We start from the raw sequence: 22,427 nt of genomic DNA on the forward strand, positions 1-22,427 counted from the left end.
GGAACTTAAATGACAGATGTGACACGTCATGCCGTTGATGAAGCGGCGCTGCTAAGTTTAGCGAATGAATTGGCACAGCAAGTGCAAGCGCAAGAGGCGCAGTTAGAACAAACGGGCCTCACCATTTACTTGTTAGGTGAATTAGGTGCTGGCAAAACCACCTTTAGTCGCGGCTTTATTCAAGCGTTGGGGCACAAAGGGCACGTAAAAAGCCCAACCTATACCTTGGTTGAAACCTATGAGTTAGCACCCTGGTTTGTGAACCATTTTGACTTATATCGTTTAGCGGACCCAGAAGAACTTGAATTTATGGGTATCCGTGATTACCTTGGAAACCATAGAATCGTATTGGCCGAATGGCCGCAACGCGGCGCGGGCTATCTTCCGCCTGCAGATATAATTATAACGATTGATTATGCGGGCTCAGCGCGATCAATCAATTTAAGTGCGCAAACAAAACGAGGTCGGGTATTGCTCGATAATATGTAATGCAAAAGCTAACAGCGGTACTTCTAAGCTTGGTCGGTGCGTTGGTCTATATGCTTTCGTTCGCCGCGCTAGCTAATGACATTAATAATGTGCGAGTGTGGCCAGCGCCGGACAATACGCGAGTGGTTTTTGACTTAAGTCAGAGCCCCGATTTTAGCTATTTCACACTGTACCAAGCGGAGCCCTACCGATTGGTAATAGATTTTAATGCAACGCAATTGAAGGTTAATTTGAGCGCGATTGAGAACGAGTCGCTGTTGATTAAAAAAATTCGCACCAGTACCCCGAAAGACAAACAGTCCACCCGAATTGTTCTTGAGTTAACAGAAAAGATAGATGTCAATGTGTTTCCGTTAGCGGCGAATGATCGTTACGGTGAGCGTTTAGTGGTTGATTTGCCGGGCCGTTCGTTAGCACGTAAAAACGAACCATTACGTGTTGAGCAATTAGAAGAGCGCAAGGTAACTATAGCGATTGATGCGGGCCATGGCGGCGATGACCCTGGCTCAATAGGGCCAAGTGGTACCTACGAAAAGCACGTCGTATTAAAAATTGCCAAAGCGCTGGCAGATATCATCAATCGTGATCCTGCCATGCAGGCTTATCTCATTCGCACCGGTGATTATTACGTGGGGCTAAACGCGCGACCACGGAAAGCCGAAGAAATCAAAGCTGATTTATTGGTCTCCATTCACGCCGACGCGTTTACCAGCCCGCAGCCTCGAGGGGCCTCGGTGTGGGTGTTGTCTAGCCGTCGAGCAAACAATGAAATGGGTCGCCTACTGGAAGACAAAGAACGCTTGTCTGACGTATTAGGTGGGGTGGACTTGCGTATTGAGGAAGACGATACCTATGGTTATCTCAATAAGGCGCTGATTGACATGTCAATGGGCCATGCGATGAGTTCGGGTTACGATATGGCAACCGAAGTTATTGCGGAGATGAAAGCTGTGGCACGCATGCACAAAACTGAACCCCAGCATGCTAGTTTAGCGGTATTGACGTCTGGCAATGTGCCTTCAATGCTGGTTGAAACAGGCTTTATTTCGAATCCACAAGAAGAAAAGCTGCTGCAAAGTAACAAGCATCAGCAGCAACTTGCACGCTCAATTTATCAAGGTATTCGCAATTATTTTCAACGTCGCCCACCAGATGGAACGCTATTTGCAACCAACAGGAACAGTACTCATGTGGTGCGTTCTGGTGAGTCGCTTTCAGTGCTGGCAAAGCGTTACAATACCACCATAAAAGCGATTAAAGAGCAGAATGACCTCAACAGCAATGTGCTATATGTGGGGCAGAAGCTACAAATTCCATCGTCATAACGGTTAGGTTAATACATGCCCATTCAGCTATTGCCGATAAGTCTGGCTAACCAGATTGCGGCCGGCGAAGTTATTGAACGCCCAGCGTCTGTTGTGAAAGAGCTGGTGGAAAACTGCCTAGATGCACAAGCGACTGAAATTACGGTCGACATTGAGCAGGGCGGGCGCCGGCGCATTCGGGTGCGCGACAACGGCGCAGGTATTCCGAAAGAGGAACTCGCGCTAGCACTTAGCCGCCATGCAACCAGTAAAATAAGTTCGCTTGCCGATCTTGAGGCTATCCAAAGCCTTGGATTTCGTGGTGAAGCACTAGCCAGTATTAGTTCGGTATCGCGTTTAACGCTAACAGCAAAAACCGAGCCGCAAGAGCAAGCTTGGCAAGCTTGGGTTGAGGGGCGCGACATGCAAGCTGAGCTTGCTCCAGCAACGCACCCTGAAGGCACAACAGTTGACGTTCAAGACTTGTTTTTTAACACCCCTGCGCGGCGTAAGTTTTTACGCACCGACAAAACAGAATTTAGCCACATTGATGAAGTGCTCCGACGCATTGCGTTAGCGCGCTTTGATGTGCGTTTTAATTTAGTTCATAACCGTAAACCGGTACGGCAATATCACGCGGTAACAAAACCGGAAGACTATCTGCAGCGCGTGGCGCAAGTGTGCGGAAAGTCTTTTACCGATGTGGCCGTCGGTGTAGAACAGCAAGCTGGGCCGGTACGATTGTGGGGCTGGGTTGCGCCGGCGCATGGGTGTCGACACCAAGCAGATGTGCAATATTTTTACGTAAACGGCCGAATGATGCGCGACCGTCTTCTCGGGCACGCTGTGCGCCAAGCTTATGGAGAAACACTTGGCGACGAGCGAACGCCGACGTTTGTGTTGTATTTGGAATTACCAGCAACCGATGTTGACGTTAACGTGCACCCGGCTAAGCATGAAGTTCGCTTTCATCAAGCTCGGCAAATTCATGACTTCGTGTTGCAGGTCGTGCGTCACGCGTTGCACAACGCCGCGACTTCAACTAACAAGAACGGCGCATCTGAGCAGCCAGAGTCAGCAAGCCATGGGTATAAGCCAAGCCATGAGGCACTTGCCGCACAAGTGCGCGAGTTACAACCCAGGCACAGCTCTGTTTTCCCCAGCCGAGAAGTGCCAGCGCCAGCCGTGCCGGCCGTTTCGCAAGGGCCACTACCTGAACAAGCGGCAGGCGTTGCCGCTGTGGTACAACAGAGGTTCGCGTTGCTGACACAGCCAAGTTTGAGCCTGCTTGATTTGCAACGTGTGCAGCACAGTTATCTAACCCAACATATGCAACAGCAATTTAGCGTTGGGCTTGCCGGCCAACCGTTACTGGTTCCAGTAAAAATTTCTGAGCCGGCGTTGGTCAAACAGCTGACGCAACTTGATGAGAAATTATTAGCACGCTTGGGCATACGGCTAGAAATAACAGCCGGCAATGCGCCTTCGGTTACCGTACTGCAAGTGCCAACGCCATTGCGTCAGACTGATATTGTCGCGAGCTTGGCGGACGTTGCCGCACGCCTAACCACGCACGCCAGTGCGGTGGAGTCGCAAGTGCTGCCGTGGTTAGCTAGTCTGGCGGTACAAACCGAGTATTCAACCACCCAGGCAGAGCATTGGTGGCGCTGGTGGCAGGATAACTGCGACGCTAACGCGGCTTGGCTAATACCGATACCGCTGCCGGAACTGCCGGAGGCCTTACGATGAACCCGCAGGTAAAACAACCTTTTGTGATTTGCTTATATGGGCCAACTGCGGCCGGTAAAACTGGGTTAGCGATTGCGTTGACGCAGCACTTGCCGTGCGACATTATCTCGGTGGACTCGGCACTCATTTATCGCGGTATGGATATTGGTACGGCCAAACCTACCGCCGCAGAGCAAGCTCAAGCGCCGCATCGTTTGATTGATATTTGTGAGCCTTCCGAGAGTTACTCCGCGGCACAGTTTGCTGCCGACGCGCGGCGCGAAATAGATGACATTATTGCGCGCGGACGCATTCCGTTATTAGTCGGCGGCACTATGCTCTATTTTAAAGCGCTGCTTGAAGGCATGTCGAAACTGCCTGAAGCTAACCCGGAAATTCGCGCCCAACTGCAACAAGAACTTGAGGTACAAGGCGCGGCTGCGTTGCACCAGCAACTGCAGCAAATAGACCCAGTAAGTGCTGAGCGAATTCACCAAAACGACCCTCAGCGCTTGCTACGAGCCCTAGAGGTTTACCGAATTAGTGGCAAATCGCTCACTGAATTAACGCAACAACGGCATGGCGCTTTACCGTATCCTGTTATTCAAATGGCCATAGCGCCCAGTGATCGCAAAGTACTGCATGAACGTATTTCGTTAAGATTTCGTCAAATGTTGGAACAAGGCTTCTTGGATGAGGTCAAACGACTACGACAACAGTCTGATTTACATCTTGATTTACCGGCTTTACGCTGTGTCGGGTACCGTCAAGCATGGCAATACTTAGACGGTAAATTTGACGACAACGAGCTGATAGACCGTGGTATTTTCGCCACGCGGCAGCTAGCCAAGCGGCAGCTAACGTGGTTGAGAAAGTGGCCCGGCGTGCATTGGTTAGAAACCGATGCCGATAATTTAGTGGAGCAAGCACTAGCGATTTGTGCCGGTGAGCCAGAGTTATTTAGTCAAGTTGCTCTTGAAAACGAATAGATTCACCCTATATTCAATAAGGACTAAAATAAAAAATGACACTGTAAAAAAGCAGTTCTTAAACTATATTAACAAGTGACTAGCATGAGCGGGCGGTAAGTTGTTGCTGGACACAAACAATAACAAAAAAGGATAATAAATATGGCTAAGGGGCAAACGTTACAAGACCCGTTTTTGAATGCGCTTCGCCGTGAGCGTGTGCCGGTTTCGATTTATTTGGTAAACGGAATTAAGTTGCAAGGTCAAATTGAGTCGTTTGATCAATTTGTCATATTGTTGAAAAACACAGTCAGTCAAATGGTTTACAAGCATGCCATTTCAACAGTGGTACCGGCGCGTATTCCGCAAAATTATTTGCCAGTAGCTGAAGGCAGCGAAGAGGCGATTGATTAATTATATTCAAAACAGAATAAAGGAGCAGTGATAGCTTGTTTGATAGGTTTGAGAGTGGTGAACGGGCTATCCTGGTCCACGTTGATTTTCCAGCAGAAATCGATCGTGAAGACCTTTCTGAATTGCAGTTATTAGTATCTTCAGCAGGGGTGGAAACTCTTGGTGTAGTTACCGCTGCGCGCAGTACCCCAAGTTCAAAATATTTTGTCGGCTCAGGTAAAGCCGAAGAAATCGCCGATCAGGTAAAACTGCTTGAGGCGAATATCGTTATTTTCAATCATGGTTTAAGCCCCACCCAAGAGCGTAACTTAGAAAAGCTCTGCCAATGCCGAGTGCTTGACCGAACCGGTCTTATTCTCGACATATTTGCCCAGCGCGCCCGTACCCATGAAGGTAAGTTACAAGTGGAGCTGGCGCAGTTGCGTCATATTTCAACCCGACTGGTACGCGGCTGGACCCACTTAGAGCGCCAAAAGGGCGGTATTGGTTTGCGCGGTCCGGGTGAAACCCAGCTTGAAACTGACCGCCGTTTAATTCGCGGTCGTATCAAGAATATTCTTGGCCGTTTAGAAAAAGTTCAAAAACAACGTGAACAAGGTCGGCGCGCACGTCAGCGAGCGGAAATACCGACGGTTTCATTGGTGGGGTACACCAACGCCGGAAAATCAACCTTGTTCAATCGCGTGACAGAGTCTGATGTCTATGCGGCAGACCAGTTGTTTGCGACGCTAGACCCAACGTTGCGCAAGTTAGAGTTACCCGACGTAGGGCCAATTATTTTGGCAGACACAGTTGGTTTTATTCGACACTTACCCCATGAATTGGTCGCCGCATTTAAAGCGACCTTGCAAGAAACCCAAGAGGCTGACTTGCTACTCCATGTGATTGACGTTGCTGATGAGCGTCAAGCGGAAAACATCGCTCAAGTACATGAGGTATTGCAAGAAATTGGCGCCGACGACATACCACAGTTATTGATCTGCAATAAAATAGATAAACTTGCAGACGGCGTTGCGCGTATTGATACCGATGACCAAGGCATGCCGACGCGCGTTTGGCTATCAGCGCAGTCTGGTATTGGAATTGATTTGTTACAAGATGCGTTAGTAAGACGCTTGCGCCCACAGATGGTTGACGTATGCTTGCGAATTCCGCCCTCTATGGGCAAATTACGTGGTAAGCTGTATGCCATGAAAAGCGTTACGTCAGAGCAAACCAGTGATGACGGTAAGTTGGCGCTACACGTACGAATGTCTGCTGTTGATTGGCAGCGTTTGAGTAAGCAAGTCGCCGAAGAGTATGGCGATACTTTGCAAGGCTTTGTAGAATAGTTGTAAGCAAAGCGAAAAATAGAATTCATAAACTACCCAGAGTTGGAGTAATCAATGGCCTGGAATCAACCGGGAAACGGTAACAATAACGACCGTGATCCATGGAAAAATCAAGGCGGCCGCGATCAAGGCCCGCCAGATCTCGACGAAGCAATTAAGAACTTGCTTGGCAAGCTTGGGCTTGGTGGTAACAAAGGCAAAGGCGGTGGTAGCAATAAAACTGGTGGTGGCTTTCCAGCCCGCGGTTTTGGTGTTATTGCCATTATTGCTGTAGCCATCTGGTTTATTGCTGGTTTTTACACAGTGAAAGAAGCCGAGCGTGGTGTTGTGCTGCGCTTTGGCCAGTATCACAACTTGGTGGAGTCTGGTCTGCATTGGCGCCCATTGTTTGTCGATAGTGTACAAACCGTCGATGTTAGCAACGTACAACAGTTTCAGTCAGAAGGCTTTATGCTGACCCAAGACGAAAACGTTGTTCACGTTGAGCTTGACGTGCAGTACCGCATTGTGAACCCGCGCGACTATTTATACGCGGTTGAAAATGCTGACAACAGCTTGGCTCAAGCAACCGACAGTGCGCTGCGTTATGTTGTGGGTCACACCACCATGGACGAAGTACTGACCGTTGGCCGTGAAGCTGTACGCCAGAACACCCTTGAGTTGCTTGAAAATATCATTGCGCCATATCAGCTCGGTATTCAAGTTGTCGATATCAACTTGCTACCAGCTCGCCCACCAGAGGCAGTAAAAGACGCATTTGATGATGCTATTGCCGCACAAGAAGATGAGCAACGCTTTATTCGTGAAGCCGAAGCCTATGCGCGTGAAATTGAGCCGTTAGCCCGCGGTCAGGTGCGTCGTGTGTTACAAGAAGCACAAGCTTACCGTGAGCAAGTGGTGTTAAAAGCACAAGGTGAAGTTGCTCGATTCAATGAGTTACTGCCGCAGTATAAAGCTGCGCCACAAGTGACTCGTGAGCGTTTATACATAGAAACACTTGAGAATATTTACAGCAACACTGCCAAAGTCATGGTAGACGTTGAGGGTAGCAACAACATGATGTATCTACCGTTAGATAAAATTCTTGAGAAGCAGCGTGCCAGTGAGCAGCCTGCGCGAAATGAAGCATCAAGCACTAATTCGCGTCCAACAGAAAGTGTGCAACCAAGCAGTAGCACCACAACACGCTCTAATAATAGCGGCATTCGCACCAGCGACCGCTTTAATGATGGCCGGGGGTAAACGATGAAAAATTTTGTAGCTGTACTCGTAATCGTTGCCGTAGTGTTGGGCTTTTCATCAATTTTTGTGGTGAAAGAAGGCCAGCGCGCCATTGTCGTGCAATTTGGTAAGGTTCTGCGTGATGCAGAAACGGGCGAACCAGTTGTTTATACGCCAGGTTTGCATTTCAAATTACCTTTTATTGAAGACGTGAAACGCCTTGATGCACGGTTTAAAACCTTAGACGGCAACCCAGATCGCTTTGTAACGAGCGAGAAAAAAGACCTGATTGTTGATACCTACGTAAAATGGCGTATTTCTGACTTTGCGACTTACTACCTATCCACCAACGGTGGTAACCAAGCACAAGCGGAAGCGCTTTTAACCCGTCGTGTTAGCAGTGGATTACGCGCCGAGTTTGGTAGCCGTACCATTAAAGAGATTGTCTCGGGTGAGCGTGATAACCTCATGCGCGAGGCCTTGATTCGTGGTGCTGATAGCGCTCAAGAACTAGGTATCGAAGTGATTGACGTGCGAGTGATGCAAATTAACTTGCCAACCGAAGTAAGTCAGTCAATTTTCCAGCGTATGCGTGCTGAACGTCAAGCTGTGGCTATGGAGCACCGCTCTGAAGGTCGCGAGCAGGCAGAGTTCCTTCGTGCTGACGTAGATGCACGTGTCACGGTTATGTTGGCAGACGCAGAACGTGAATCACGTGAACTTCGTGGTCAAGGTGACGCAGAAGCGGCAGGTATCTATGCAAACGCCTACAGCCAAGACGCTGAGTTCTTCTCGTTTATTCGTAGCTTGCAAGCTTATGAAAAGAGCTTCGAAGCGGGTAACGATGTTTTGGTGTTAGAGCCGGACAGCGATTTCTTCAAATACTTGAAGCAATCGACAGCGAATTAAAAGCAAGAGCGATATCAGCTAGTCGATATTGGATATTAGAAAAACCCGCGGTTGTTCCGCGGGTTTTTTGTGTTTAAGCTCTAGCGATTAACGAATAACGAATAACGAGCAGCGAACTATGTCCTATAAGTCGCATTACCAACAATTTATGGCGCAACATCCTGACACCTTGCATTGCGCGCCACACAGCCACCATTACTGGCCAGACTGCACCCGAGATGCCCAGTTAGCTTATTGGTCTGATAGCGCTAAAGGTGTTGATCACAAATGGGACATAATCTTCGGTGAACGCGTACCCGATGTGCAGCGTCGTTTGGCTGAATTGCTAAATCACCCGCACCCGCAGCAGTTTGTATTTGCAAGTAATACGCACGAGTTATTGTACCGTGTGTTTAGTAGTTTTGATCCAGCCAAACCGCTACGGGTTCTTAGTACCGACAGTGAGTTTCACAGTTTTTCACGCCAAATTCGGCGCCTGCAAGAACGTGCTAAGTTTGAGCTTGTCACCGTGGCTACCGAGCCATTTGAAACCTTCCCACAGCGCTGGTTGGCAGCAGTGAAGCAGGGTGGTTATGACCTTATTTTCACCAGTCAAGTGTTCTATAACTCGGGGGTGGCAGCACCTGAGCTATCAACCTGGTTGCCTGAAGTGTCGGAACAGACACAGGTTATAGTTGATGGTTACCACGGCTGTGGTGCATTGCCTACTGATTTACAAGCATACGCAGACCGAATTTTTTACCTAGCCGGCGGATATAAGTACTTGCAAGCTGGGGAGGGCTGCTGCTTCATGGCGGTGCCGAAACAGTGCCAGCTACGCCCGGAATATACCGGTTGGTTTGCCGACTTTGCAAACTTAGCGAAACCGCAGCAAGGCGAGGTGGCTTATGCCGGAGATGGCATGCGATTCGCTGGTGCCACCATGGATTTTACCGCGTTGTATCGATTGCAAAGTGTACTGGCGTGGTGGCAGCGTGACGGGTTATCTGTGGCGACAATGCATGCGTATGTGCAGCAGTTGCAGCAAGCATTTTTGGCGACGCTTGACGAGCTGCAGCACCCGCTGGTTAATCGCGACCATTTGCTGGTACCAGACTTGGCCAATCATGGTCACTTTCTTACCTTTAAACTCGACACCGCTGAGCAAGTCGCAGAGTTAGCTCAGCAGTTAGCAGAACAGGGTATTCACACTGATTATCGTGGCAACCGTTTACGTTTCGGCTTTGCGATATACCATGATGTTGAAGACTACCAACGATTGAAAAAAGCGTTAAGCCCGAACTGATCGGGCTACCGCCAGTGCCAAATACCTGTTAAAATCGCCGCCTGTTTTTTCAACAGTAACCGCTGGTAACGAGATCATGGGCAAAAATGTAGTAATTTTAGGTACGCAATGGGGTGACGAAGGTAAAGGCAAAATCGTAGATTTGCTGACAGACAAGGCGTCACTAGTGGTTCGCTATCAAGGCGGACATAACGCAGGTCATACCCTTGTTATCGACGGTGAAAAAACCGTTTTACACCTTATTCCATCCGGAATTTTGCGCGAAAATGTAAAATGCATTATCGGCAACGGCGTGGTGCTATCGCCAGAAGCCTTGATGGAAGAAATTGCCATGCTCGAGAAGCGCGGCGTACCAGTTCGTGAGCGCTTATTGATCAGCGAAGCTTGCCCTCTTATTCTGCCTTACCATATTGCGCTTGACCAAGCGCGCGAAAAAGCCCGTGGTAGCAAAGCTATCGGCACCACCGGCCGCGGCATTGGCCCAGCGTACGAAGACAAAGTGGCTCGTCGTGGATTGCGAGTTGGCGACTTGTTCCATTTTGAACGCTTCGAAGAAAAACTTCGCGAAGTGGTCGAGTTTCATAACTTTACCTTGGTTAATTATTACAAAGCTGAAGCTGTAGACGTTGAAGCGGTACTCGAATATTGCCGTGAAGTTGCCAAGTTGCTTGAAGGTATGATTGCCGACATTCCAGCATTGCTTGACGAAACACGTCGTGCTGGCGGACATATCATGTTTGAAGGCGCGCAAGGCACATTGCTCGATATCGACCACGGAACATATCCGTACGTAACGTCTTCAAACACCACCGCTGGTGGGGTGTCAACCGGTGCAGGCTTTGGCCCGCGCTACATTGACTATGTGTTGGGTATCGTCAAAGCCTATACCACACGCGTTGGTAGTGGCCCATTCCCAACTGAGCTTGAGTGTGAAGTAGGCCAGCACCTTGGCGTTAAAGGCCATGAATTTGGTGCTACCACCGGCCGTAAACGCCGTACCGGCTGGTTCGACGCGGTTGCTGCACGTCGTGCTGTACAAATTAACTCAGTGAGCGGTTTTTGCTTAACCAAGTTAGACGTACTTGACGGTTTGGACGAATTGAAAATCTGTATCGGTTATAAACTACCAAGCGGCGAAGTGGTTGATTATCCGCCAATGGCAGCCGAAGATTATGAAACGGTTGAACCAGTTTATGAAACCATGGCAGGTTGGAAAGAAAGCACGTTTGGCATTACTGAACACAAAAACTTGCCAACAGCAGCGCTTGCTTATATAAAACGAATTGAAGTTCTGACTGGTGTGCCAGTGGACATTATTTCAACAGGTCCAGACCGCGCAGAGACCATGATTTTGCGTCATCCGTTCGCAAATTAACCAAACGGACCGTAAAAGCTAAAAAAAATGCGTTTTACTATTGCATCATCAAAATCGATACAATAGAATGCGCTCCACCTAACCGGGGTGCCGGCATAGCTCAGTTGGTAGAGCAACTGACTTGTAATCAGTAGGTCCCGAGTTCGACTCTTGGTGCCGGCACCAACTTACAATATGGTTATGGAGGGGTTCCCGAGCGGTCAAAGGGATCAGACTGTAAATCTGACGGCTCAGCCTTCGCAGGTTCGAATCCTGCCCCCTCCACCATTTTGCATTGTCTGTAGAATGCGGTGAGTCCAGAATGGTTTGAGGTGGCCCGATTCAAGGCATGCGGGTATCGTATAATGGCTATTACCTCAGCCTTCCAAGCTGATGATGTGGGTTCGATTCCCACTACCCGCTCCAATAATCTGTATTTGTGCTGATATAGCTCAGTTGGTAGAGCGCACCCTTGGTAAGGGTGAGGTCGGCGGTTCAAATCCGCCTATCAGCACCACGTATCTGGCCAAACTCTTCCCTTGTCTCGTCTCGCTAATTTCGGCATAATCGCCGGTTAATGATTTTCAATTGTTGGTGTTAATCACCGTACGTTGTCCAAAAAGAGGCTGTCATGGCAAAAGAAAAATTTGAACGTTCCAAACCGCACGTTAACGTCGGTACTATCGGCCACGTTGACCACGGTAAAACTACTCTGACCGCTGCGATCACCACAGTATTGGCGAAAACCTACGGTGGTTCAGCACGTGCATTCGATCAAATCGATAACGCACCAGAAGAAAAAGCGCGTGGTATCACCATCGCAACTTCACACGTAGAGTATGACACTCCAGCACGTCACTACGCCCACGTAGACTGCCCAGGGCACGCTGACTATGTTAAAAACATGATCACTGGTGCTGCGCAGATGGACGGCGCTATCTTGGTAGTAGCTGCAACTGACGGCCCAATGCCACAAACGCGTGAGCACATCATATTCATCATCGTTTTCATGAACAAATGTGACATGGTAGACGACGAAGAGTTGTTGGAATTGGTTGAGATGGAAGTTCGTGAACTTCTTTCTGAGTACGATTTCCCAGGCGACGACTTGCCAGTCATTCAAGGTTCAGCGTTGAAAGCGTTGGAAGGCGAAGAGAAGTGGGAAGCGAAAATTGTTGAATTGGCAGAAGCATTGGATAACTACATTCCAGAGCCAGAGCGTGATATCGACAAGCCGTTCATCATGCCAATCGAAGATGTATTCTCAATCTCAGGCCGTGGTACTGTAGTAACTGGTCGTGTAGAGCGTGGTATCGTTCGCACTGGTGACGAAGTAGAAATCGTAGGTATCCAAGATACCGTGAAAACTACTGTAACTGGTGTAGAAATGTTCCGTAAATTGCTTGACGAAGGTCGTGCAGGCGAGAACATCGGTGCCTTGTTGCGTGGTACTAAGCGTGACGAGATTCAACGTGGCCAAGTATTGGCGAAGCCAGGTTCAATCACTCCACACACTCAGTTTGAAGCAGAAGTGTACGTATTGACCAAAGAAGAAGGCGGACGTCACACTCCATTCTTCAAAGGCTACCGTCCACAGTTCTACTTCCGTACCACTGACGTAACTGGTGCAGTAGAATTGCCAGAAGGCGTAGAAATGGTTATGCCAGGCGACAACCTGAAGTTCGTAGTAGAACTGATTCACCCAATCGCGATGGACGAAGGTCTTCGTTTCGCGATTCGTGAAGGTGGTCGTACTGTAGGCGCAGGCGTAGTATCTAAGATCATCGCTTAAGACCTTTCGGGGTTGTAGCCCGGCGTTCTACGCCGGGTTGTTTTGAAAGGGGAGCTTCGGCTCCCTTTTTTGTTTCCGGAAAAGACTCTTTGCTCGTCCGTCAATTTGACAACTTCTATTTCCTTGCCTAAATTATTTTTAACAACAAATAACAAAGGAGGTTGTAATGAAATTGCTACATATAGGAATGATATTTGCTATTTTGCTTGCCTTGACAACGTCGGCAGCTTTTTCGCAGAACAAAGCTAGTCAAATAGAAATCTATAAGGGCGAAATTTCGAGTGCTGAGGAACTGAGTTCATACTTTCGAAATACTCCAGCTCGAGAAAACCCGCTCAATAAGTTGTCGTCAATGGGCCGTACTATCTTTATTGAGGATTTAGTTTGGACCGATAAAGGCTTAGGAAGTATCAATACTTACCCACTAGAAATAGAATTAGATTACGATGATGCGCATGCAATACTGGTGTTGTTTGGCTTGAAAGATATGACCGCGTTGATTTTCGATGACTTGCAGCTAAGTAGTGGGGTCGCTGATGACAACAACGAAAGTGGCAATTATCCTACCAATAATTCCTGTCCATTGCTAGAAAACTATCGCTGCGAGCCGCCGGCAACATGTACATATGCACATCGTAATTATTGTATTACTTGCAACTGCGGAATGGCTATACCTTAATTTATAATGATACTGCCAACCTATACGATAGCTACTCTTATCGGGCTTGGTTCGCTTGCCCCTAATGCTTGGTATACAGAAGTTGACCAACATAATAAATGTCGTGATGACGTATTGACGGCATTTTATGAGTACTTTGATCTGATTGAGACATATCAAATAGCTCCTGCAGTCGATTCTGGATCGCGCGAACCCATTTTTAAACGACTATTTTCGAAAATTGAAGAGATTATTGAAGGAACAAGTCAGTGCGAAGAGGTGGATGGAGGCGCGTTGTTGCGTAAGGTGGTTAAGCCTTATACGCATATTACCGGCGATGCAAAGGTGTTACGTCTTTATGAGAAACATATCGATGCGCAATTAGATAGTTCTCAAAGTTCTGAAGTTCAAAAAGATATTGATTTGTATTATCGGCTAACATGGCAATTGCGCGATTATGAACGGTTTAACAATTGGCCCGATGACTATGTAGTATCTGATTTAACTCTTAAAGAGTGGCCTCAAATAGAGCAATTCATCAACGTTGACCATAGTAACTTCAGCATGACAAATTTAAGCTTCGATAACTTTGAAGTGTTGGTCGTTGCTGATTTGTTTTGTGGGTTTTCGCAAAAAATGTTTAGCGCACTCGAATCTGGTGAAAGCGAATTCGATTCGGACATTGAACTTACTTTTGCTTTTGGCCAATTTTCTAACTCAGCCCCCAAGAATATTGTTGATTTATCCAAGCGTCTCCCAGCGCATCAATTTGTGCTCGTGCTTAATGATCAGTACGCGACCGAAGAGATTTATTTCTACCAGTTTCCAGTTTTTTATTTCCTTCATAATGGACAAGTCGTCGATAAACTCTTGGGTTGGCCTAACGCGCAACAATCCGAAGTGGTGAACGATAAATGGCGCGCACTTCGCCGACTAGACTCCGACAAAGCGCAGCCATAAGATCGACCAAGTAATATCTTAATATCCAGTTCAATACACGCCTTGTTTTAACGCGTTTGATCGGTATAATACAGCGTCCGTTTCTGTCACATAAACAGAATATGCAGGGGTGTAGTTCCAATTGGTAGAACAGCGGTCTCCAAAACCGACGGTTGGGGGTTCGAATCCCTCCACCCCTGCCATTTAAAGCAGCTATTAGCTATTGGATATTAGATATTAGAGAGAATCGTTCAGATTTTAGTGCTTTCACTAATATCCAATATCTAATAGCTAATATCGACTTTGGTTTTAATTACAGGATTAAATAATGAGTGCAAACACCGAAACGCAAAGCAGCTCACTCGACGGCTTAAAATGGATCGTCGCTATTGCCTTGCTCGCAGCCGCAGTATTGGGTAACTACTATTATGGCGAACAAGTTTCAGTACTTTACCGCGCCATTGGCGTTGTTGTACTCGTTATTATTGCCGGCGTTATTGCTGGTATGACTGGCAAAGGTCGCCGTTTCCGTAGCTTTGCGAAAGAAAGCCGTGCTGAAACGCGTCGTGTAGTTTGGCCATCACGCCAAGAAGCAACTCAAACAACCATTATTGTTGTTGTGGCCACCGCTATCGTGTCACTCATTTTATGGGGTATGGATGCGATATTGGTTCGTGTTGTTGGCTTCTTCACCGGACTGGAGTTTTAATCGATGACTGATCAAGTAAAAAAACGCTGGTACGTGGTTCAAGCTTTCTCTGGTTACGAGAAACGTGTTGCCGAATCACTGCGTGAACACATCAAAATGAACGGCATGGAAGACAAGTTCGGTGAAGTGTTAGTGCCAACCGAAGAAGTTGTCGAAATGAAAGCTGGTAAGCGCGCAAAAAGCGAGCGCAAGTTTTTCCCAGGTTACGTCCTGGTAGAGATGGCGATGGATGAAGACGCGTGGCACCTAGTGAAAAGCATTCCGCGCGTACTTGGTTTTATTGGCGGTACGCAAGAGCGTCCTACACCAATTACCCAAAAAGAAGCTGACACTATCTTAAACCGTCTGCAGGAGTCGGTTGATAAGCCGAAGCCAAAAACCTTATTCGAACCAGGTGAAGTTGTGCGTGTTAACGACGGTCCGTTTGCCGATTTCAACGGTACGGTTGAAAGCGTCGATTACGAGAAGAGCCGTTTGACGGTGTCGGTGTCTATTTTCGGTCGCGCTACACCAGTCGAACTCGAGTTCGGCCAGGTTGAAAAAGCTTAACAAATACAAGTACGATATTGGCTAATAGATATCTGATATTAGCCAAAACACAATTTGAAGCGGTCAGCTAATATCTAATATCAAATAGCTAATAGCTGATCTCTTGCAATGAGGGGCGAATAGGACTATAATTCGCCTCCTTTTTTATATTGGGGAGCCGTTAGAGTAAGTCAACTCTTAGATTTACGAGGCGTTTGACCCACAACCAAGAGGCATAAACATGGCTAAGAAGTTAAAAGCTATTATCAAGCTGCAAGTAGCAGCTGGTGCAGCTAATCCGTCACCACCAGTTGGTCCAGCTTTGGGTCAGCACGGTGTGAACATCATGGAATTCTGTAAAGCGTTCAACGCAGCAACTGACCAACTTGAAAAAGGCGCGCCAGTTCCTGTTGAAATTAGCGTTTTTGAAGACCGCTCGTTCACCTTTATCACCAAAACTCCTCCAGCAGCATTCTTGTTGAAGAAAGCAGCAGGCATTAAGAGTGGTTCAGGTCGTCCTAACACCGAGAAAGTGGGTACCGTTACTCGCGCTCAGTTAGAAGAAATTGCCAAGGTTAAAGAGCCAGACTTAACAGCGGCTGACCTTGACGCAGCAGTTCGTACTATCGCCGGTTCAGCTCGTGCGATGGGCCTGAAGGTGGAGGGTTAATAAGATGGCTAAGTTAACGAAACGTGCACGTCTTATCCGTGAAAAAGTTGAAGCTCGTGATTACGAAATCAACGAAGCAATTAACTTATTGAAAGAATTAGCAACTGCAAAATTCAAAGAAAGCGTTGATGTATCTGTAAACTTGGGTATCGACGCTCGTAAATCTGACCAAAACGTTCGTGGTGCAACTGTACTGCCAAACGGCACTGGTCGTGACGTACGTGTAGCAGTTTTCACAAGCGGTGCTAACGCTGAAAAAGCGAAAGAAGCTGGTGCAGACTTAGTAGGTATGGAAGACTTAGCTGAACAAGTTAAGAAAGGCGAGATGAACTTTGATGTTGTTATCGCTTCTCCAGACGCTATGCGTGTTGTTGGTATGTTAGGCCAAATTTTAGGTCCACGTGGCTTAATGCCAAACCCTAAAACTGGTACCGTAACTCCAGACGTTGCAACTGCTGTGCAAAATGCTAAAGCAGGTCAGATTCGTTATCGTAACGATAAAGCGGGTATCATCCACGCGACTATCGGTAAAGTTGATTTCGATAACGACAAACTGAAAGAAAACTTAGAAGCCTTGTTGGCGGCCCTGAAGAAAGCGAAGCCTTCTTCTGCAAAAGGTCAGTTCATCAAGAAAGTAAGCTTATCAACCACTATGGGCGCTGGCGTTGCCATCGACCAAGGTACGTTGACTGTAGCTTAAGGTTTTATGGGTTGGAGCTGTAGCTCCCGTCCAAGACCGCAGGTGTATCGCGGCTGACCTCTCGAGAGAGACTATTCAGCGACACTTAATTTCCTGCGCAGATGGTGATATCCGATCCAGACTCTCTGGGTAAGAGATTCACCGTGACAACGTGGCAGAAGTAGTTTATCTGCCTATGTGTAACGATAGGCCCAAGGTGCTTGCACGGCGGGCCAAACAAAGAGGTGATACTAGTGGCACTAGGTTTAGTAGCAAAACAAGCAATCGTTAAGGAAATTAACGACGTTGCTTCAAACGCTCTATCCGTCGCTGTTGCTGAGTATCGTGGTATGGAAGTTGCGGACATGACCCAACTTCGTCGTCAAGCTCGTGAGCAAGGCGTGTATCTGAAAGTTATTCGGAACACTCTAGCGAAGCGTGCATTTATTGACACGAAATTTGAGGACATGGACTCAGCGTTAACAGGTCCTTTGATTTACGGATTCTCTATCGACGCACCAGGTTCGGCTGCGCGTTTGTTTAAAGATTTCGCTAAAGAAAATAAGCACCTGAAAGTTACTGCACTATCAATTGGCTCAGGCCTGATGGGCGCAGACAAGCTTGACGCTGTTGCATCACTTCCGACTCGCGACGAAGCATTGGCGAAATTGCTTGCGACCTTCAAAGCGCCTGTTAGTAAGTTCGTTCGTACTATTAACGAAGTTCCTACTAAGTTTGTGCGTGTGTTGTCGGCAATTAAAGACGCTAAATAGAAGCGGTTTTTTTAACCATTTTTTTGTAATTTATAACCCAGGAGTTTAGAGTTATGGCTCTTACTAAAGAAGATATTTTGAACGCGATCGCTGAAATGCCAGTTATGGAATTGGTTGAGTTGATCGAAGCTGCAGAAGAAAAATTCGGTGTTGACGCTTCAGCTGCTGTTGCTGTTGCAGCTGGTCCAGCTGCTGCCGCAGAAGCTGCAGAAGAGAAAACTGAGTTTGACGTAATCTTGAAATCTGCTGGCGCTAACAAAGTAGCAGCTATCAAAGCAGTTCGCGGCGCAACTGGTCTTGGCTTGAAAGAAGCTAAAGACATGGTTGAGTCTGCACCTGTTGCTGTTAAAGAAGGCATCAGCAAAGAAGACGCAGAAGCACTTGCTAAAGAATTGACTGAAGCTGGTGCGGAAGTTGAAGTTAAGTAAGTTTAACCACTTACATAACTTGGCCTTTTAGGCCTAGGGCTGGTGGCAATTTTGCTACCAGCCTTTTTGCGCTGTAAAGCATGTATCATTTTTGCCCGTTATTGGGGTGCATGCTCGCGGTGACAAAAACGGGAACGACAAGCTTTAAGTAGTTTGTTTTTAACCATCGACTCCTACTCCGGTGGTTAGGGTCATCAATCAGCTAGCTGAGGAACCCCATGGCGTACTCCTACTCTGAGAAAAAACGTATTCGCAAGGATTTTGGTAAGCGCCCTCATGTACTTGAGGTGCCATACCTGCTGTCAATCCAATTAGATTCATTTAAAAAATTCATCGAGCCGGATCCAGAAGGCAACAACGGTCTGGAAGCGGCATTCCGCTCAGTATTTCCGATTACCGCATATTCAGGTAATTCGGAATTGCAGTACGTGAGCTATCACCTTGGTGAGCCAGTATTTGACGTACAAGAATGTCAAATTCGTGGTATTACCTACGCAGCTCCTTTGCGGGTGAAACTGCGCCTAGTGCTTTTTGATAAAGAAGCGGCGGCAGGCACCGTAAAAGATATTAAAGAGCAAGAAGTTTACATGGGTGAAATCCCATTGATGACTGAAAACGGTACCTTTGTAATCAATGGTACTGAGCGTGTCATCGTTTCTCAGTTGCACCGTTCACCGGGCGTGTTCTTTGATCACGACAAAGGTAAAACTCACTCATCAGGTAAAGTGTTGTACAACGCGCGAGTGATTCCTTACCGTGGTTCTTGGTTGGATTTTGAGTTCGACCCGAAAGACAACGTATTCGTACGTATCGACCGCCGTCGTAAACTACCTGCGTCAATTATCTTACGCGCTTTGGAATACAGCACCGAAGAAATCTTAGACATGTTCTTCGAAACCACGTATTTCCAATTCCGTGCGAAGAAAGTGTTCATGCAATTAGTGCCTGAGCGCTTACGCGGTGAAACAGCGAAGTTCGATATTAAAAACGACGATGGTGAAATCATCGTTGAAAAAGGCCGTCGTGTGACAGCTCGCCATATCAACCAAATCGCAAGCTTGAACCAACCAGAAATGGAAGTTCCGCTTGAATACTTGGTTGGTAAAGTATTGGCGAAAAACTACGTTGACAAGAAAACTGGCGAAGTAATTGCTGAAGCAAACGCTGAGCTTACGTTAGAATTGTTAGCGAAGTTACGCGAAGCTGGCTTTAAGAAGTTCGAAACCCTGTTCGTGAACGATCTTGATCATGGCCCGTACATGAGCGAGACCTTGCGCATTGATTCAACCAACAACCGTTTAGAAGCGTTGGTAGAAATTTACCGTATGATGCGTCCAGGCGAGCCGCCAACCAAAGAAGCGGCTGAAACTTTGTTTGATAACTTGTTCTTCAGCGACGACCGCTATGACTTATCGTCAGTTGGCCGCATGAAGTTCAACCGTCGTTTAGGTCGTGAAGACCTAACTGGCCCTGGCGTATTGACTAAAGAAGATATCGTTGAGGTTATGCGTAAACTCATCGAAATTCGTAATGGTCAAGACGAAGTCGACGATATCGACCACTTGGGTAACCGCCGTATTCGCTCGGTGGGCGAAATGGCTGAAAACCAATTCCGCGTCGGTTTGGTGCGTGTTGAGCGCGCCGTGAAAGAACGTTTAAGCTTGGGCGACCTTGATGGCACCATGCCGCAAGACTTAATCAACGCGAAGCCTATTAGTGCTGCGGTGAAAGAGTTCTTCGGTTCAAGCCAGTTGTCACAGTTTATGGACCAAAACAACCCATTGTCAGAAGTCACGCACAAGCGTCGTATTTCTGCTTTAGGTCCGGGCGGCTTAACGCGTGAGCGTGCTGGCTTTGAGGTTCGAGACGTACACCCAACGCACTACGGTCGCGTGTGTCCAATCGAAACCCCAGAAGGTCCAAACATCGGTTTGATTAACTCGTTGTCTACGTTTGCGCGTACCAACGAATACGGTTTCTTAGAAACCCCATACCGTCGTATCGACAATGGTGTGGTGACCGATGAAGTTGATTATTTGTCAGCGATTGAAGAAGGTAACTTCGTCATCGCGCAGGCTAACGTTGCACTGAACGATAAAGGCGAGTTGATTGAAGACCTCGTTCCTTGTCGTCATAAAAACGAATTCACGCTGATGTCAAAAGAGCAAGTTCAGTACATGGACGTTGCCCCGCAGCAGATCGTTTCAATTGCAGCAAGCTTGATTCCGTTCCTAGAACACGATGACGCCAACCGTGCATTGATGGGCTCGAACATGCAACGTCAGGCAGTGCCGACTTTGCGTGCAGACAAGCCGTTGGTGGGTACTGGTATTGAGCGCACCGTAGCTGTTGACTCGGGTGTAACCGTAGTTGCTAAGCGCGGTGGTGTGGTTGATAAAGTTGACGCTAGCCGCATCGTAGTCAAGGTAAACGAAGAAGAAATGATGCCAGGCGAAGCCGGTATCGATATTTATAACCTTGTTAAATACACCCGTTCGAACCAGAACACCTGTATTAACCAAACCCCAACCGTTAACGTTGGCGAGCCGGTAATGCGTGGTGATGTATTGGCAGACGGTCCGTCTACCGATATGGGTGAATTGGCGTTAGGTCAAAACTTACGCGTGGCGTTCATGCCGTGGAACGGTTACAACTTCGAAGACTCGATTCTAATTTCAGAACGTGTTGTTCAAGAAGACCGTTTAACCACCATTCACATTCAAGAATTGAGCTGTGTGGCGCGTGACACCAAACTAGGTGCTGAAGAAGTTACCGCTGATATTCCAAACGTCGGTGAGTCTGCGCTGAACAAGCTAGACGACGCCGGTATTGTTTATGTTGGTGCGGAAGTTTCTGGTGGCGATATCCTTGTTGGTAAAGTGACGCCGAAGGGCGAGACCCAATTAACACCAGAAGAAAAACTGCTGCGTGCAATTTTCGGTGAAAAAGCTTCAGACGTAAAAGATAGCTCACTGCGTGTGCCTAATGGCGTGACCGGTACAGTTATCGACGTTCAAGTATTTACGCGTGATGGCGTAGAGAAAGACGCACGTGCGAAGTCCATCGAAGAGATGCAACTGAAGCAAGTGAAGAAAGACTTAACGGACGAGTTCAAGATCCTTGAAAAAGGCATTTTTGAGCGTGCTCGTAGCTTATTGTTAGCGAACGGTTTTGACGAGTCTAAGCTTGCTGGCCTTGAGCAAAGCAAGTGGTTGACTCAGAACCTGAAGAAAGAAAATGCGCAGCAACAGCTTGAGCAAATCGCCCAACAGTACGAAGAAATTCGCAATGACTTCGATGCTAAGTTTGAGAACAAGCGTCGTAAGATTGAGCAAGGCGATGACTTAGCGCCTGGCGTACTGAAGATTGTAAAAGTGTACCTTGCGGTTCGTCGCCGTATTCAGCCGGGTGATAAGCTTGCTGGTCGTCACGGTAACAAAGGTGTAATTTCAACGATTGTTCCAGTTGAAGATATGCCGCACGACGAACACGGCACCCCAGTGGATATCGTATTGAACCCGTTGGGCGTACCGTCGCGGATGAACATTGGTCAGATCCTTGAAACTCACTTGGGTATGGCTGCTCGCGGTATTGGTACCAAAATCGAAAATATGATGAAGCGCCAGGCAAAAGTTGCCGAAATGCGTGAATTCTTAGCGCAAGTGTATGCGTTAGGTGAAACTCGTCAAGAAGTTGATATTAACGACTTCAGCGACGATGAAGTATTGCGCCTAGCGGAAAACCTCAAAAAAGGTCTTCCAACCGCAACACCTGTGTTCGATGGTGCAGTCGAAAGCGAAATTAAAGAACTACTGAAACTGGCTGATTTACCAGAGTCTGGACAGATCACGCTGTGGGATGGTCGTACCGGTGAACGTTTCGAGCGTGATGTAACTGTTGGTTACATGTACATGCTGAAATTGAACCACTTGGTTGACGACAAGATGCACGCGCGTTCAACCGGCTCTTACAGCTTGGTTACTCAGCAGCCGCTGGGTGGTAAAGCACAGTTCGGTGGTCAGCGCTTCGGTGAGATGGAAGTGTGGGCACTGGAAGCATACGGTGCAGCTTACACCTTGCAGGAAATGTTGACGGTGAAATCGGACGACGTAAACGGTCGTACGAAGATGTACAAAAACATTGTCGACAACGATCTGCGGATGGAAGCGGGAATGCCGGAATCCTTCAATGTATTGCTGAAGGAAATCCGCTCGCTTGGTATCAACATTGAGTTGGACCAAGACTGAG

At 47.6% G+C, this 22,427-nt stretch carries 20 protein-coding genes and 5 tRNA genes; all 25 read left to right on the forward strand.

Annotated features, from left to right (window positions below):
- The first annotated feature begins 9 nt into the window (after positions 1–9).
- The 25 genes from tsaE to rpoB all read left to right on the forward strand — a co-directional run bounded on the left by tsaE (position 10) and on the right by rpoB (position 22,426).
- Positions 10–489, forward strand: coding sequence for a tRNA (adenosine(37)-N6)-threonylcarbamoyltransferase complex ATPase subunit type 1 TsaE (gene tsaE, locus BM334_RS00730; protein WP_092836572.1), 480 nt, complete (start codon positions 10–12; stop codon positions 487–489).
- Entirely contained in the window at positions 489–1,814 is a 1,326-nt protein-coding gene (locus BM334_RS00735) for an N-acetylmuramoyl-L-alanine amidase (RefSeq protein WP_092836575.1), read from the forward strand. The genes tsaE and BM334_RS00735 overlap by 1 nt, the downstream gene beginning before the upstream one ends.
- Positions 1,815–1,829: 15 nt before the next feature.
- Positions 1,830–3,542, forward strand: a complete 1,713-nt coding sequence (gene mutL, locus BM334_RS00740; protein ID WP_092836578.1) for a DNA mismatch repair endonuclease MutL — start codon at positions 1,830–1,832, stop codon at positions 3,540–3,542.
- Complete coding sequence (gene miaA, locus BM334_RS00745; protein ID WP_092836581.1) at positions 3,539–4,510, forward strand: tRNA (adenosine(37)-N6)-dimethylallyltransferase MiaA; 972 nt, start codon at positions 3,539–3,541, stop codon at positions 4,508–4,510. Before mutL ends, miaA begins: the two co-directional genes overlap by 4 nt.
- Positions 4,511–4,651: 141 nt before the next feature.
- A complete protein-coding gene (gene hfq, locus BM334_RS00750) occupies positions 4,652–4,903 on the forward strand; it encodes an RNA chaperone Hfq (protein ID WP_055439697.1) in 252 nt (83 codons plus the stop codon).
- A gap of 35 nt (positions 4,904–4,938) precedes the next feature.
- Positions 4,939–6,234 (forward strand): ribosome rescue GTPase HflX, encoded by a 1,296-nt coding sequence (gene hflX, locus BM334_RS00755; protein ID WP_092836583.1) that lies wholly within the window; start codon positions 4,939–4,941, stop codon positions 6,232–6,234.
- A 54-nt stretch (positions 6,235–6,288) separates the two neighbouring features.
- Positions 6,289–7,476 carry an FtsH protease activity modulator HflK gene (gene hflK / locus BM334_RS00760; protein ID WP_092836586.1) on the forward strand — a complete coding sequence of 396 codons (1,188 nt, stop codon included), beginning with the start codon at positions 6,289–6,291 and terminating at the stop codon, positions 7,474–7,476.
- Between the two features lie 3 nt (positions 7,477–7,479).
- Complete coding sequence (gene hflC / locus BM334_RS00765) at positions 7,480–8,364, forward strand: protease modulator HflC (protein ID WP_092836589.1); 885 nt, start codon at positions 7,480–7,482, stop codon at positions 8,362–8,364.
- Between the two features lie 118 nt (positions 8,365–8,482).
- Positions 8,483–9,649: an aminotransferase class V-fold PLP-dependent enzyme gene (locus BM334_RS00770; protein WP_092836592.1), complete on the forward strand. Its 1,167-nt coding sequence runs from the start codon at positions 8,483–8,485 to the stop codon at positions 9,647–9,649.
- A 76-nt stretch (positions 9,650–9,725) separates the two neighbouring features.
- The gene (locus BM334_RS00775; RefSeq protein WP_092836596.1) at positions 9,726–11,024 is read left to right on the forward strand and encodes an adenylosuccinate synthase; all 1,299 of its coding nucleotides are present in this window, start codon (positions 9,726–9,728) and stop codon (positions 11,022–11,024) included.
- Positions 11,025–11,113: 89 nt separating this feature from the next.
- Positions 11,114–11,189: transfer RNA gene (locus tag BM334_RS00780), tRNA-Thr, on the forward strand.
- A 17-nt stretch (positions 11,190–11,206) separates the two neighbouring features.
- Positions 11,207–11,291, forward strand: a tRNA-Tyr gene (locus tag BM334_RS00785).
- Positions 11,292–11,354: 63 nt separating this feature from the next.
- Positions 11,355–11,429, forward strand: a tRNA-Gly gene (locus tag BM334_RS00790).
- A 15-nt stretch (positions 11,430–11,444) separates the two neighbouring features.
- Positions 11,445–11,520 (forward strand) — tRNA-Thr (locus BM334_RS00795).
- 114 nt (positions 11,521–11,634) lie between these two features.
- Complete coding sequence (tuf, locus tag BM334_RS00800) at positions 11,635–12,795, forward strand: elongation factor Tu (protein WP_092836599.1); 1,161 nt, start codon at positions 11,635–11,637, stop codon at positions 12,793–12,795.
- A 166-nt stretch (positions 12,796–12,961) separates the two neighbouring features.
- A complete protein-coding gene (locus BM334_RS00805) occupies positions 12,962–13,474 on the forward strand; it encodes a hypothetical protein (protein ID WP_092836602.1) in 513 nt (170 codons plus the stop codon).
- Between the two features lie 6 nt (positions 13,475–13,480).
- On the forward strand, positions 13,481–14,413 hold the full coding sequence (locus BM334_RS00810) for a hypothetical protein (protein ID WP_092836605.1): 933 nt from the start codon (positions 13,481–13,483) through the stop codon (positions 14,411–14,413).
- 105 nt (positions 14,414–14,518) lie between these two features.
- Positions 14,519–14,595 (forward strand) — tRNA-Trp (locus BM334_RS00815).
- Positions 14,596–14,720: 125 nt separating this feature from the next.
- Entirely contained in the window at positions 14,721–15,101 is a 381-nt protein-coding gene (gene secE / locus BM334_RS00820; protein WP_092836608.1) for a preprotein translocase subunit SecE, read from the forward strand.
- A 3-nt stretch (positions 15,102–15,104) separates the two neighbouring features.
- A complete protein-coding gene (nusG, locus tag BM334_RS00825; protein WP_055439981.1) occupies positions 15,105–15,650 on the forward strand; it encodes a transcription termination/antitermination protein NusG in 546 nt (181 codons plus the stop codon).
- Positions 15,651–15,870: 220 nt separating this feature from the next.
- Positions 15,871–16,299 carry a 50S ribosomal protein L11 gene (rplK, locus tag BM334_RS00830; RefSeq protein ID WP_055439982.1) on the forward strand — a complete coding sequence of 143 codons (429 nt, stop codon included), beginning with the start codon at positions 15,871–15,873 and terminating at the stop codon, positions 16,297–16,299.
- Between the two features lie 4 nt (positions 16,300–16,303).
- Positions 16,304–16,999, forward strand: a complete 696-nt coding sequence (gene rplA, locus BM334_RS00835) for a 50S ribosomal protein L1 (protein WP_092836611.1) — start codon at positions 16,304–16,306, stop codon at positions 16,997–16,999.
- A gap of 233 nt (positions 17,000–17,232) precedes the next feature.
- On the forward strand, positions 17,233–17,751 hold the full coding sequence (rplJ, locus tag BM334_RS00840) for a 50S ribosomal protein L10 (RefSeq protein WP_055439984.1): 519 nt from the start codon (positions 17,233–17,235) through the stop codon (positions 17,749–17,751).
- 53 nt (positions 17,752–17,804) lie between these two features.
- Entirely contained in the window at positions 17,805–18,179 is a 375-nt protein-coding gene (gene rplL / locus BM334_RS00845) for a 50S ribosomal protein L7/L12 (protein ID WP_055439985.1), read from the forward strand.
- A gap of 218 nt (positions 18,180–18,397) precedes the next feature.
- Positions 18,398–22,426, forward strand: coding sequence for a DNA-directed RNA polymerase subunit beta (gene rpoB / locus BM334_RS00850; RefSeq protein ID WP_092836615.1), 4,029 nt, complete (start codon positions 18,398–18,400; stop codon positions 22,424–22,426).
- The last annotated feature ends 1 nt before the right edge of the window (position 22,427 follow it).

It is taken from the genome of Pseudidiomarina donghaiensis (genome assembly GCF_900116895.1).
Lineage (GTDB): Bacteria > Pseudomonadota > Gammaproteobacteria > Enterobacterales > Alteromonadaceae > Pseudidiomarina > Pseudidiomarina donghaiensis.